The sequence below is a fragment of the Alginatibacterium sediminis genome, from assembly GCF_003610775.1.
GTDB lineage: Bacteria > Pseudomonadota > Gammaproteobacteria > Enterobacterales > Celerinatantimonadaceae > Alginatibacterium > Alginatibacterium sediminis.
Genome location: NZ_RAQO01000001.1, coordinates 237,029 through 251,520 on the forward strand (window position 1 = coordinate 237,029; position 14,492 = coordinate 251,520).

The following is a 14,492-nucleotide window of genomic DNA, read 5'->3' on the forward strand; positions in this document are numbered from 1 at the left end:
CTGCGGTGTTGTATGAAGTATGCGTACAGTTATTATTGTCTTGTAGTGGCACAATAAATTTGGTCACCTATTTTTTTATGACATTTGTCGGGTAAACAGGGCTGTTGGGGTTAAGTTGATTTGAGCGATTATTCATTTGAGCAGTATATGCCGCGTTATTTGGGTTCAAAGCATTTGAGCGATTGTTGTTTGGTGTATTGCTACTAGATTTTGAGCCTTTCGAGTTAGCCATGACTAGTTTCCTTTAAGTTTGTTGTTTGGATTAATTCCTCATTTGCACAACCAAGGTTACGACACCTGAGGTTGAGAAAAAGGGACAAATCGATGAAATATATCAACATGGGTTTCTAACCCGACTTTTCCTCTAGCAGGGTTATTTTGAGTGGAGCTACGGTGTATCTCTATTCATTAGCTCTTCTTTGGAAATTTTCTGATCAGCTAGAAAGCGACGAACCCTTTGCCCAACCGCTTTTTCAGTCACTCCTACAACAGATGCGATTTCTTTATAGGTGTAATCGCCTAAATACATCTCTATCGTTGTGAAATGCTTTTTTTTGACCTCGAGCTTAGATAGAAGCTGAGTAATATGAGACTTGGGGTCACGAATAGATTCAACTTGGTCGTCACTTAAGCAAACAGATTTACATTCATTGTCGTCTAGAGTAAAAAACCGAGATTCCCTAGGAATCTTTTTCTTTGAAGATTTTGTATCTTCCACTACATGTGCGGAGGGTGTTTTAATTGTGCGACGTTTATATCGTTCGTATAGGTAGTGCCCCATGAAATCGCGTAGCCATTTAGCAAATATTGCAGCTTCTTTTTCCGCGATTTTATTTGCAATATCCTCTTCCGTGATTTGCTTTAGGTTTACGTTACCTTTGACTAAAACACCATTGCTAGAAGCTTTTATTTTGACTCTGCTCTGTGATGCAATTGCCTTAATAGCATCATTTCGGCTTATTTCCTCTAAGATGAAATCTTCGCTATCAATTTTCTCGAGAAGAGTCGTAATTCCTTTGAGGAGCGCATCTTGACCATCTCGTTCGGGGTTACCAAAACCGCCCAATTTTGTTGATGCTATCTTCTTTGACTGCGTGATCAATGTCTCATATTGAGTAGGTCGTGAAATAAATTCATCAAATTTTTTTCTAGATGTTTTTTGCAATGCAACTCCTTGATATTAAGTGTCTTATTCATATTTGCGCTCAGCGCTATTTATTATAATTATTTTAATTTTAAAAAAATTGTTACTTTTTTCTTTCCTACATCAATCAATTATTTGAGAACAAAAGTTTGACAACTTTAGGTTTATAACAAATTCGTTAATAGCGTTATCTGAGCTGTATCAAATTTGTTCTTTTCTTCAAGGTGTCTTATAGCTGAAGTGTTATTCAAATGGTGATTATTGATGAGAAATAGAAATCAAACGAAACAGAGTCCCGTTAGGCAAACCACCACCATGTACTCACCTGTGTACGGTATTACAGGAGTGATGGAGAGCGATTTGGAAGTGGATTATTTCATTCTGCGTCAGTTTGGGCCCAAGCTAGATTTCTTTCAAATGCAAGCTGAATCCATTCGATATCAAAATGCCGAAAGAAAGCAATATCGCTATACCGCGGATGCGGCGGCTATTTTCAACGGTTGCTATTACATCGATGAGGTTAAATATTTTGAAGATGCAATTAAGCCTGAGAATCAGTTGAAATTTCGACTACTGAAAGAGCATTTCGCAAAAGAATCCAAAAAATTTCGAGTCATCACGGAAAAAGACATACGTGTCGGTGAGCGGGCGAATAACTTGAAGCAGCTCTTTAGAGCTTTATTTAACACTCTTGATGTTACATCACTGAAGCGATTTTTAAGACAGCTGCCTTATACGCAAGCTTCGCTAACAGAGCTATTTGATCAAGCCCGTTGCGCAAATCTACCCTTGGATATCTTGTATACATCGATAGCACACGGCTTTTTGCGTGGTGATTTAACCCGTCCTTGGGATTTGGTTGAACTGACATGGACGAAATGCTTACGTAACGAAGGGAGTGTCGCATGTCTACTGTAGAGAACGGGACTGAAGTTCAATTTCGAGGGATGCGTGGAAAAGTTATCGCTACAAGTAAGCGTTATGTGGTTATTGATTTTGAGACTAGTATGGATAAGCCCATATCTATAGAAATCGATGATTTCTATAAGCGATTGCATAAAGACATTTTGTTGGTTGAGTCCAAGAAACCGACTTTAAATTCTACGGGTAGACTTTCTGAAATTCAAAAATTAGAAATAAACCGTAAACGAAAATATGTGGCACAGCTATTGAGTCTAGGCGCAAGTACGGGCGGTCTAAAAAAACGCCAACAAGCCATCGACCAAGTGGTATTGCAACTCAAGGATTGCTGCCCACCGTCACCAGCGACGCTAGCGCGTTGGGCCAAAGCCGAAAAACAGTGTCTAGATGGTGTTGCCCGCACCTATCTTGAGCCAGCTGCGCCATATCGGCGTACAAAACATGAGGCAGTAAAGGGGATTGCTCTTGAAGTTATCACCGATATCTATTTGCAGCTTAACCGACCTACGATGAAATCGACTTATGCTGTCTTTTGTTCCAAAGTTGAAAAATCTCTAGGAGAGGCTTATCCCACCCCAAGTCTTTCTACATTCTCAAATTGGATAAAAGATATTTGCCCAATAGACATGGCTGATAAACGAGAAGGACGCTTGTCAAAGAACACATTATCTCGTAATGCTAGGAATCAATATTCTGTAACTAGGCCATTAGAGCGGGTTGAATGTGATGGTTTGAACTTAGCCGTTGGAATTGTCGATCATGAGAAAAACTACATAGGTAAGCCCACGTTGTTCATTGTCTTAGATACTTATACCAGGGCTGTTCTAGGTTATAGCTTGGACATCGCACATCGCACCAGTGAGTCTGCGTCTGCGGTTATTCAGTCTTATAGACATGCAGTTTCACCTAAGCTGTCGGCATCTAAAGCGCCTTACAAAAACGAGTGGCCTATGCAGGGGCGTTTTGAATCCCTCTTTGCAGATGGTGGATCTGGCTACAAATCATCTGAAGCATCGGTGTTTTTGTGTGCAATAGGAAGTGCTCATACAACGGTGCAGACCCGAGAAGGATGGCGAAAACCTTTTGTCGAACGATTCAATGGTACTGTTCGAGCGCAATTCGCAAAACTGCTACCTGGTTACTGTGGCCACAATGAAAGGTCAATCGATCTCGATCCAAAATTTCATGCTCGAATGACGAAAACGGAATTTATAGAACTGTTTGAAACGTGGGTTGTAGATGATTATCACCAAACTACGCTACGAGGGCTCAATGGAAAAACACCTCATGAGAAATGGAACGACGCTCTTGCCGCGAATCTGTTTGTACCACTGGCTTTGTGCGAGCAAACCCAATTCAAGTTGAAGCAATCTTATGGAGAAATTGAAGAACGTAAGATATTAGGAGAGAGCTGTCACTTAGGGGTAGCTATTGATAATGCGCGATATAACGACAACGGGCGTCTCAAAGGCATTGGGTTGCAGATGAAGCAAAAAAACGTCACATCCAAAGTGAAATGCTTTGTAGATGAACTTGACGTATCCAAAATCTCTGTTGAAGACCCGTTCTTAGGGGACCGATTCGATGTTCCAGTCGTTGAACCTGCTATTACACCTGGGATGACACGTCATGAGTGGCGACTTCTTCGCGATCGAAATAACCTTAATTGTAAAACAACAAAAATTTCTAAAGTTGGGACGTTTCTTAATAGCGAAACAATGAAGGCGATTAAACAGAGGCCCATTAAAACGAAGTCAAGAAAGCAGGTTATCACGAGTGCCAGCAAGTTGTCGCATGCAACACAGTCGTTATTGGCAGGAAGTGAGATTACCGAAGAAAATGCATGGGAGCAAACCAACTTTAATCAAAAATTACAATCGGCTAGTGATTTTGATGAGGAAGATACGTTTGAATACAACTAATAGTTTTGTACCCGTTTTTGGCTCGGCTCAGCCGATAGACCCACGAGTCGGAAAAATACAAGAAACCATCATTAAACATACGAGATTTACAGAGGGCTTAAACCAAATTAGTGAGGCTCATCGACTACGACTCGGCATGGTTCTCGATGGTGATCCGGGGCTTGGGAAGACAACGATTATAAATACCTATCGGAGCTCTGTGCTGGCCCTGGCTCAACAAGCTGAATCGGAAGAACTGTCGCCCATGCCAATTATGGTGGTTTCTATTCCAGCTCAAGCGACGCAGCGAAGATTGTTGGCTGCTATGTTCGATCAATTTGGAACCGATGCTCAGCTATCGTCTAAGACCTATGAAATGGAAAGGCAAGTGTACGCATTGATTGAAAACTACAACGTTGAGGTGATTATCTTTGATGAGTTTCACCACCTGCTACGCCGAGAAACATTTGCGACGGATACGTTTAACTTCATTAAACTATTGATGGACCGCTCTAATTTGGCGGTGGTTCTTGCTGGGTTGCCAATCGGTAAATCCGCATTGGAAAAACATCCAGAGCTGGAAGAGCGATTAGGATTCAATTCTATGACGCTTACGCCATTTGACATCAACACCGCTGCCAATAGGCGACTCTTTCAGAAATTTATGTACGCCTTCAAAGAGAAAGTCTCCTTGAACGGTGGTAAATGTATTGATTTTTCGAATCATGAAACGTTGGTTCTAGAGCGTCTATTACTTGCGACTTATGGTAAGCCGCGATTAATCCGAAACCTGCTAGTTCATGCGCTCATTGATTCAGGTGAAAAATTCGAAATTAACATCGCCAATCTCAGTAGAGCTTATGAGAAGGTCGATGTAAATAAGCAGCTCGGAGTTAAGAACCCATTTAGAATGAAGATCGAGGGTGTGGAACAAGCGATGAATAAGAAACTTCATATTGAAAAAACAAGAGATGCCTAAGAGTAGAGGGGGTACTAATTTGAGTTGTTCTCGAAAACTTCGAGCGCGTCCATTTCTGCAGTTGGGAGAGTCTTACAAAGGATACCTGCTGCGTTTAGGAATGATGAATGGGTTCGTAAACCTAAAACAATTTCAAAACTACTTAGGAACCAATAGATCTCGACGTTTCCCCCATGCAAAGTTGGAGGTGGCTCTAGGGGGCCGCCCTAAGGACAGCATTGTAGGGGAGTACATGCGTGAGCCCTTTAAAAAGAATCCAGAGCAAGCGTTTATTCGAAAACTCGAACTCGACTTTCCTAGAATATGTGCTCAATGCTTATCAAAATCGCCTGTCATTGAACGTTATTGGTCCTTTGCCGTTGTGGGCCGCTGTCATTATCACCGAACTCCTCTCCTAGACAGCTGTCCTGACTGCGGGGAGGCGCTAACGTGGGATAGCTTTCTATTCAACGGTTGCCCAGCGTGTGCAGCTCGTTGGAAGGACTATCGGCCGAGTAAGGATATATATCATGCGCCCTACATGAAAATAGAGTCATATATAAACGAAAAGCTTATTGCGATGCTGCGAGGCGAGAAAGCAATAGGCTATTTGTACGTGTGCGTGCGGAAAGTAGCGTACGCTATCGTTCTTGCCGCACGACCGCATGATATCGGCTGGGAGCCCTTGAAAAAAATGAATTACATCAAAGGTTACAGTAAGCTCGTAGAGCAAGCATTAATCCTTTGTGCATCCGAGTCTCAAAAAGAATCTTGGTGTCGTCAGCGTTCAGTTTACTGGAAGCAATATAATATTCCCTTTGATGCCAATTCTTCTTTGAATGATATTTGCCTTTGTATGGAGGAGTTTGAATATGACGCTCATGAGTTACGGGATATACCTGCGCTAAGGTTAGTCCAATATGAACAAGGCTTGAATAAACCAAGGCACATCATGATGTTGAAAACGAATACCCCAGAGGAGCTCCATGCACCGTTGCAAACCTTTGCGAATATTTTGGGTGTTCAGCTTCAAGTTATTCAACACTTCGTCCAAGAGTCGTTTCTAGAAGCCCTTAACCCTGATGCTGACGTGAATGACCAATTGGTTGATATATTGCAGTGTTTTGAAAGACTTCGTCCCTTAATGGATCGCGCGGCATTACACTGTGACTGCATTCATTTTGAATCGACCAGTGAATTGCCGGACAAGGGGATGGCAAGTATTTCCGAGCTGTTTTTGGATGTGTTTGAGGGGAGCCTTGAAGGCTATGTTGCATACGTAGAACAAGCGCAAATCCGCAGATTGATGTTAAAAGTACCCGTTGAAGACTACTGTGTTTGGATCCGAAAAAAGATAAAAGAGAAATGCCTAAAACCGATCCCTTTTGAGGCGTTAAAATCGATTGGTGAATATAGCTCTCCCGAAACCCTTATCTCATATGGGTTTAGATTGGCAATGTCTAAAAACACCGAGATTTTGTTTGACGAGAAAATCGTGGAGAACTGGTTACTCACTCAAGACGATAACTACTTCCTGCATGAGATCAAACCGGCGAACTATAGTTGCGTCAATGAAGATAGAATATTCTCTGTACTTTTGCCGATGGAGGATCAAAGAGAACTTCATCAGCTAAGTAAAAAGCGCCACCCTGAGGTTAAACATTCGCAATAAATGAGCTTAAGTCGAGTTCACCGAAGCTTTGTTAATTAGAGTTAGTTGGAAACAGCTTTTACACATCCTAGAATATTAGAGTTGGCTATGAGCAAGAAAAAGTTAAGCAAAGATGATTTGGTTAAGGGGCCGGCTCCGTATATGTCGTGCGCTGATGAAATTGCCCCACCAACAGACAAAGTTCGGGTTAGTGTTGACCAAAATCAAATCATAGATGAGGACTTTCTTGTTCATAGTGAGCGTATTCTAGAACCCTCATGCTTTGAATTTAAAGACTACAAGAAAGTCAAATCTGCATTAGTTCCAAAACAGCAGAATTTGTCTGTAGCGGGCTTCAAAGCGGCGAATCGAATCTTGTTGTCATGGGGAAGTTCACCTCAACAAATTCAATCCATTTTGAAGGTATCCTCGGTTATATATGATCAATACAACTCGAATCCTGAATCCGTAAAATTAGACGAAGAACAATTGATACGTATTAGTTATCTACTTAACATCCATCAGGCTATAAGGCTGACATTTGAAAACCAAGAAAATGTGACTGGGTTTATGCGAATGGAGAATGGTAATACATTTTTTGAGGGTCGTAAGCCCATAGATATCATTAGTTCAGGGAATATCGATGACTTGTATGAAGTCGCGTGCCGAGTCGAAGCCATTACACTGTAGTTTTGCAACTGGTAACCCAACACACATAACCCCAAAAATTTAGTGATTCTTTAACTGTAGTTGCTCTATAGGCTTGGAACGGCTTTATATTAAGCTTTACTCGGGTCTAAGCACACTAATCATGCTTTTGAATATTCACTCTAGTTATTATTAAGCATTAGTGCTTTTATATGTAGCAGGTGTGTATAGTATTGATTGCAATGCTAATAATTTGGTAAGCAAAATAAAATCCAAGGGTGCAGGTGTGATAGAAATTAGTACATATGATCTTATGAGCATGGTAACAACATCTGCATTTGTCACGTTATACTGTTCGGTAATTTTAGCCATCGCCGTTATATACGGTTTAGTATTTTGGTTCAAATATTCTCCTGTTAACCGTTCTATATCAGCTGCTCTGTTTGCGATACGAGCTACCCCAAAAGACAAGTTAGAATTCCCCCCATATTACTATGAGCTTCAAGGTTGGATGAATGATAACAAGCATCTAAAGGATTCTTGGCGCGAGTTTGAGGAGACACTACTGCTCCCAGGTGAGGACTTCGATAATGGAAGAGAAGTAATCATGAATACACACCTTCCATCGCGATATTTTAATCAGAGCAACCTGTTATTTCCTAACGTTAACATGCGTTTCTATAATGCATTACCTAACATCTTAACGGGGTTAGGGATCATTGGTACCTTCATAGGCTTAACCGTAGGTATTTATCTTGCTGCACCAGGACTAAATTCTCAGCATATTGATGATGCGAAAAATGCTTTAAACATACTCCTCAATGGTGCTTCGCTTGCTTTTATTACTTCCATCGTTGGTCTATTCACTTCATTATTTTTTTCAGCATATGAAAAGAGATACGTACACCGTTTTAACCGCGCGTGTCAGCGGCTTAATTCAGAGTTGGATGCTCGAGTTGAGTACTTTTCAGCTGAGAGGTTGGCGAGTAAAAACTTGGCCGAATCCCAGAAACAATCTATCGCGCTACAAGCGTTTGCCAACGATTTTGCTGTGTCCTTGGGACAAATCATTGAAGAAAAAGTATCGGCTCCAATTGTGGAAGCTATGGATGAGCTTAGGAAAGACCAAAAATCTGCAAATGACGAGACAATCACAAAAGTGATGGGAGAGTTTGCAGATAAAATTGCGGGAGCTGCCGGTGATGAAATGCAAGCCTTAGCTTCTACAATTAAAATTATGAGTGATAGCTTGGAATCTCAGGTTAATGCGTTAACAAAAGGTCAGAAGGATATGCAAGATACGGCTCAAAGTGCTGTGACCGAAATGTCTAACGCTATGTCAGATGGTAGCCAAAGAATAAATGACGGGATAGAGCAAGCGGTAAACTCTCTATTAAGCTCAGTCCAAGAGTCTGTCGACAATGTCACCAACCAATTGGATGTAGCTTCTAAGAAACTATCTACACATTTGGAAGATAGCTTAAATGGATTTCATAGTGTTGTCCTGAAATTACAGGAAACAGCGACTCACTATCAATCTATGACCGACAGGAATGAAACTCTATTCCGAGATATTTCACAGACGATTGATGATATCGCTGATGTTACTGATAAGGTGAGTCTAGCAAATACTAGTTTCAAAGAGACGGAAACGACTTTCCTCACCTATCTGACAACGTTACACGAGCTTTCATCTAAGCTTGGCGATTCTACAGATAATATTGACTCAACATTGCAACATCTTAAAGATGTTCAGAATGAAATGGCATTAGTCTGGGGAAGCTATGAGAAGCGATTTGATGGGCTAGATAGCACTCTAACAACTGTTTTTGAAAATATCGGAAGTGGACTTGAACGTTATGCGACTCAAACCGACGAGTATGTATTGGGATTAGACAAACACGCTTCTGATGTTGTCCAAAGCCTTGCTGCGGCAACGCAAGAAATATCAGACGCTATTGAAAATCTTGGAGATTCCTTAGAACGCAGAACTGAAGTTTTTGAAACTTCCGTCACTTCAATTTCTCTTAATGCAGAAAATAATCTAAAGCAATTTAGAGACAAACTGGGCACAGCTTCACAAACTAATACTAGACCTGAGTAATTGGAGGATACAAATGAGCGATCATCATGAACTCCTTGAAGATGATGGTGCTGGCTATCTCATTTCAGTCTCAGATATGATGTCGGGTTTGCTACTAATTTTTATAATTACGCTGGTAGCTTTCATAATTAATTTTCAAGATGCGATTCAAAGACAAGAGCAAATCACTGAAGAGCAAAAAGTGCTTGTTCAGGAAATGGAAGCTTCAATTGAAAATCAGAATCTTGTTACGGAAACTCAGAAAGAAGTAGTTAGAAAGCTCACCAATACTGAACAGATCAGGAATGAACTGCTTGGTAAGTTAAAGCAAGAGCTCAGAAAAGTAAGAATAGACGTCGAAATTGATACACAACATGGTGTCTTGAGGCTAACAGAAAAAGCCGTTTTATTTGAGACTGCTGCCGATACTCTCCAAGAAAAATACCAAAATAACCTTCGAATGATTGGGCTAGTTATGAGTGACATAATTCCATGTTATGCACACTCTCCAATTCCCACAACGGATTGTGATGATTACCAAAACACTAAGGGTAAGATTGATGCAATATTCGTTGAGGGGCATACCGATAATGTACCAATGCGTTCTAGTCGAATGAAAGATAACTGGGAACTGTCTGCTAGTCGTGCAATCGCAGCCTATCGCTTAGTTGTTCCAGATAGTGAGCTAATGAGGCTTCTCAATATGTCTGGGCAACCTATTTTTTCAGTCAGTGGCTACGGTGAAGGTAGACCAGTGGAAGGCCATAACCACAGCAAGCCAATGGCCGATAAAGTCAATCGTCGAATTGACCTTCGTTTTATTATGACACCGCCTGTACTTACAGAGCCTCAAAAAGAGCTTATTGCAAAAGGGGTTGAATAATGTCATTCAAAGATACAGTTCTTGATATGCCGACTTTGCAAACGCGAACATCATTAAACATCTCAGATTCACGACTTGTTGAACAGGCTTTTAAACTCCGAAACCGATATGGCTTCGTAATATCAGAACCCCCTTCTTCCATCAATATCGGGCATGTTCATGACAAATTAAAACAATACCTTCAAGCTCACTCGTCTATCTTTAATTTCAGCAGAAAAGAGTGGAGAATAGTGCCATGGGCTTTTATGTTGTCGATTAATGGTAATCCTCCTTTATATGAGAATGAGGACTATATTCAGCTCCTATTCGAACGTATTAAGTCAAAATTTGATACTACTAGCCCCTTAATACAGGTATTTTTGCAAGAGTACCCACTTGGCTCAAGATGGTTTGACTTACTTCGAAATGCGATTCATGATTTTGTTACTGACAGCCCTGACATAAAAGCTATTACAATAAAACAGTGGATTGATAACACTCAGATACTAGAGAAAAACAGCCATGAAATTTGTGCGGGAAATATTAGAAATGCGGGTTTCCAGTCAACCTTCTCTAGCTTTAAGTTAACTAGAGGGCTGGAGCATAGTGCATTTGCTTCGGAATCAATATCTTACTTATTGGCAGATTTGAAATCTACACTAAGTACCCTTGATATACATGCGCAGTCTCAACTTGTATCTAGCTGTCTTAGCTTCTTTATTACTGCTGAAGATTCTCTTAAGTATCCAGCTTTACGAGTCAATATCGCTGATGGTTTGTTGTCTTCATTTGCTGATAATCACATCATTCCTCACATCAAAAAGCTCCTGACAGACTTCTTCCTTAATCATTACAACGATCCAAGAACGTCTGCTGTAATGTGGATAGGCGTCACACCAACAGCTCTGAGCGTTATTAAAAGTTGGCTGGTTGAAAATACAATGCATGACTTCTTTAACTTACTTAGTCATATCGCCAAAACCGATCCTATGGCGGATAAACATTGGAAATCTAGAAAGCGTTTTTGGAATGCGTATCTGAAGAAGGGTTATATTCAAGAAGCATGGGTGGCGTTGGGTAGCAGTGCATATAGTGAGGCCCGCAATTTTCTACAAGGTGGACGAAGCACCTACGCGAGTCTTTCAGGCGGTCAACCTCGACACAGTGCTCTAATAATGGTCATTAACGGTGTTTTGATTACGGAATGGAGTCACTCGGGAAGTTTTAGGATATGGGACACCAGCTTACAACGGCCAAAATTATATTTGAGCTCATATCGGCGAGGCAACCTAGTAAATGGGTCAGACCATACTGGTAGCCACTCTGGCAGTGAAAGAGGCCTCTGGCAACAACGATTATCGAGTCTTATTCATGATTTAACAGGGGTGTCGATCCCACGTAGGGAGTATATGAATGACTAGTTCAGCGAATCTAACTTGGCACAAAACTAAGTTTGGATTTTGGTTTCAAGTGGAGCTTGATAGTGGGATTATCCCTCCAAATCAATGGTCAAAATTCAACTTGATTTCTGGCGATATGCCAGTTGTTGTTGACCCTCTATTCAGAACAATAGATAGCACAGCAAAACCAGTGATCTCGAGTTCTGGGATTGAATGTACGGAGGGTTTTATTGCTACATTGACTGAACTAGAAATTCAAAAACTAGCACTGCCTCAAGTTTCACATGCCAGACTTAAGATCGTAGCGAATGGGCTGATTAGCCAAGCTGACTTCTCGCTGTCCTATCGTTTAATGACTGCCGATGCTAGGCCCATAATGGGAGCTAAAGTATCCGGCATACAGTTGTCATCGCGACGACACACTGAACTAATTCTTGATCCACTTTATTCAATTATCAGTAAAATAGAGCAGTTTAATAACACCTTTGTATCAGACCGAGATGAGCGATTTATTTGCTGGGGCCAGATCAAAGAACTGTTACCCGAAGAGTCCATTGTCGATGGCCAGCTACAGAGTATTACTATTTGTCGAGCAGATCGAGTTACGTTGGACGTTAAGGAGCACGGAGTCTTTGCGCCATTACTTATTAAACCGAATTCCAGTAAAGATTGGGATGTGCAAAGCCAATCAGATATTGAGTACGCAGTTCCTAAAGCTCGTCAATCACAATTCGAAGATCAGTTTAAAAGCTGGAGTACCACACGCTCCAATTATGCAATCGGTAATGGGACTTATGTGGTGCTTCCTAAGCGTGTGCAGAAGGTTCTTAGTGTAATAAAAGCTTACCAAGCTAAGGGTAGTCAGGAGCGTTTGGCTTTTGTATCAAACCCACATAAGGTGATAAACGAACGCTTGCTGCAAGATGAACATTCAGAAGATCTCGATGCCATTTTTATCGAAACACCTGACTTTATTAGCCAACGAATTGATACAATCGGTGTCTGGTCACGCAAACTTTGTGCGTATACAGCAAAGCGAGATGGTGATTGGGTGCCCGACGACAATGAGCGATTGTTTTTTCCTATCGACGACCTTCTCGTGAATTTCACAATTGACGAAATGAAAAGGCTTTTAGTGCACATCAATGAATCACTGGATGAAGACGTATCTGAGATATCTTTTCAAAAGCAGCGAGTCCCCGTATCACTCGAAACCAAAAATTTGCTTATTAGGATGCTTAAACCCTTCGAAGAGACAGAAGGTAATCATGTTGCCCCTGTTGAAGTTGTCGCTCCGATTCTTAAGGATAACATTGAGGATGTAGAGTTTTCTGTGATTAAACATAAACTTAGGCCAAGGATCTCTAGGCTTCCAGATACGTTGAAAACTAAGACTTTGTATCCACATCAAACAGCTGGTGTTAATTGGCTAGCTGAGCACTGGGAAACTGGCTCTATCGGTGCGCTACTCGCTGACGATATGGGATTAGGGAAAACTATTCAAGCGCTAGCCTTCTTAGCATCTGTTAAAGTTCTGATGAACAACAACGAGTATCCGACTAAACCTTTTCTCGTTGTTGCGCCGTCAGGCCTTCTTAAAAACTGGATAGATGAAGCAAAACGCCATGTTGATAGAAGCGCACTTGGTGACATATTCGAAGCCTATGGTCCGCAAATTAGAGTATTCAAAGACTACAGTGTAATCGAACGCAATTCTGTCCTTTCCGGTAGTGGGTGGGTTCTAACGACTTACGAGACCCTAAGAGACAAAATCAAGTATTTTCTGTCTATCGACTGGGGGATTACTATATTCGATGAAGCGCAAAAAATTAAAAACCCTGTGTCACGTATGACGGAAATGGCCAAGTCATTATCCTCCGATTTTACTCTAATGTTGACGGGGACCCCAGTAGAGAACGAACTCAAAGATCTGTGGTGTATTGTTGATACAGCGCAACCTGGATTTTTTGGTTCACTTAGCCAATTCCACAATGATTTTGTCAAACCTGCTGAGAGTGACCCAGCTGAAGCAAGGCGACTCAAGTCATTACTTGTTGAGAAAAGTTCCCCTGCTTTAATGCTCAGGAGACTAAAGGTTGATCAATTAGATGGCTTACCAAATAAGTACATTCACCTCGTCACTAGGACGATGCCAGAGTTACAAGCTGCAGAATATGAGAATATCATTAGAGATGCTCAGCAAGAAAAAAAACTTGAAGTTGGAGTATTAGCAATCATACAGAGAATCCGCCGAGCATCCTTAATTGCTGAGGACTTTGATGGTTATGGAATAACTGATGGAGTAGTAAAGCGATCTGCTCGTCTCTCAGCCACAATTGAAATTCTAGATACTATTCATAAATCTGGCGAAAAAGCCTTGGTTTTTTGTGAAGCAATTGATGTTCAAGAATATCTTTCAGGATACTTACAGCATCGTTATCAACTTCCTTCTAGACCTCTTCGAATTAATGGCTCTATTGCTGGGAGCATGCGAAAGCAGTTAGTCGATGAGTTTCAAAGTGGCGCTGACGGCGAGTTTAATGTCATGCTGTTGTCACCTAAAGCTGGAGGTGTTGGCCTTACAATAACAGCTGCTAACCATGTAATTCATCTTACTCGTTGGTGGAACCCCGCTGTTGAAGACCAAAGTACTGACAGAGTTTTTAGAATAGGGCAGCAAAAAAATGTACATGTTTATTTGCCTATTGCTTTACACCCTAAATACGGTGATGGCTCATTCGATGCGAATCTAAACCGCCTCCTCACGAAAAAGAGACATTTGAGTTACAACGCACTAATGCCAGGTACGATTAGTAAAACCGAAATGGGTAGCTTTATATCTCAAGACATCATCGATTGAATTAACCATTCTGATTGGAATATCGTTTTTATATGGAATTTCGCTATTGTATTTATACTCTAAT

11 protein-coding genes are annotated in these 14,492 nt (G+C 41.1%); 9 read left to right on the forward strand and 2 right to left on the reverse strand.

Features of this window, described 5'->3' with window-relative positions; genetic code table 11:
• Nucleotides 1-67: 67 nt before the first annotated feature.
• Both DBZ36_RS20565 and DBZ36_RS01130 read right to left on the reverse strand, forming a co-directional pair.
• Nucleotides 68-232 carry a hypothetical protein gene (locus DBZ36_RS20565; RefSeq protein WP_199711744.1) on the reverse strand — a complete coding sequence of 55 codons (165 nt, stop codon included), beginning with the start codon at nt 230-232 and terminating at the stop codon, nt 68-70.
• A gap of 156 nt (nt 233-388) precedes the next feature.
• Nucleotides 389-1,165: a sigma factor-like helix-turn-helix DNA-binding protein gene (locus tag DBZ36_RS01130; RefSeq protein WP_120353082.1), complete on the reverse strand. Its 777-nt coding sequence runs from the start codon at nt 1,163-1,165 to the stop codon at nt 389-391.
• 243 nt (nt 1,166-1,408) lie between these two features.
• Between DBZ36_RS01130 and DBZ36_RS01135 the strand changes: the two genes are divergently transcribed.
• From DBZ36_RS01135 to DBZ36_RS01175, 9 genes are all read left to right on the forward strand, one after another.
• Complete coding sequence (locus DBZ36_RS01135; protein ID WP_147394978.1) at nt 1,409-2,062, forward strand: TnsA endonuclease N-terminal domain-containing protein; 654 nt, start codon at nt 1,409-1,411, stop codon at nt 2,060-2,062.
• A complete protein-coding gene (locus DBZ36_RS01140) occupies nt 2,050-3,987 on the forward strand; it encodes a DDE-type integrase/transposase/recombinase (RefSeq protein ID WP_120353084.1) in 1,938 nt (645 codons plus the stop codon). The genes DBZ36_RS01135 and DBZ36_RS01140 overlap by 13 nt, the downstream gene beginning before the upstream one ends.
• Entirely contained in the window at nt 3,974-4,945 is a 972-nt protein-coding gene (locus DBZ36_RS01145; protein ID WP_158589004.1) for a TniB family NTP-binding protein, read from the forward strand. Before DBZ36_RS01140 ends, DBZ36_RS01145 begins: the two co-directional genes overlap by 14 nt.
• A gap of 19 nt (nt 4,946-4,964) precedes the next feature.
• Entirely contained in the window at nt 4,965-6,596 is a 1,632-nt protein-coding gene (locus DBZ36_RS01150) for a TniQ family protein (RefSeq protein WP_158589005.1), read from the forward strand.
• 87 nt (nt 6,597-6,683) lie between these two features.
• A complete protein-coding gene (locus DBZ36_RS20570) occupies nt 6,684-7,265 on the forward strand; it encodes a hypothetical protein (RefSeq protein ID WP_199711745.1) in 582 nt (193 codons plus the stop codon).
• 181 nt (nt 7,266-7,446) lie between these two features.
• On the forward strand, nt 7,447-9,327 hold the full coding sequence (locus DBZ36_RS01160) for a hypothetical protein (RefSeq protein ID WP_147394980.1): 1,881 nt from the start codon (nt 7,447-7,449) through the stop codon (nt 9,325-9,327).
• A 13-nt stretch (nt 9,328-9,340) separates the two neighbouring features.
• Nucleotides 9,341-10,189, forward strand: coding sequence for an OmpA/MotB family protein (locus DBZ36_RS01165; protein WP_120353088.1), 849 nt, complete (start codon nt 9,341-9,343; stop codon nt 10,187-10,189).
• Entirely contained in the window at nt 10,189-11,589 is a 1,401-nt protein-coding gene (locus DBZ36_RS01170; RefSeq protein WP_120353089.1) for an EH signature domain-containing protein, read from the forward strand. The genes DBZ36_RS01165 and DBZ36_RS01170 overlap by 1 nt, the downstream gene beginning before the upstream one ends.
• Nucleotides 11,582-14,428, forward strand: coding sequence for a DEAD/DEAH box helicase (locus DBZ36_RS01175; RefSeq protein WP_120353090.1), 2,847 nt, complete (start codon nt 11,582-11,584; stop codon nt 14,426-14,428). Before DBZ36_RS01170 ends, DBZ36_RS01175 begins: the two co-directional genes overlap by 8 nt.
• Nucleotides 14,429-14,492: the final 64 nt, after the last annotated feature.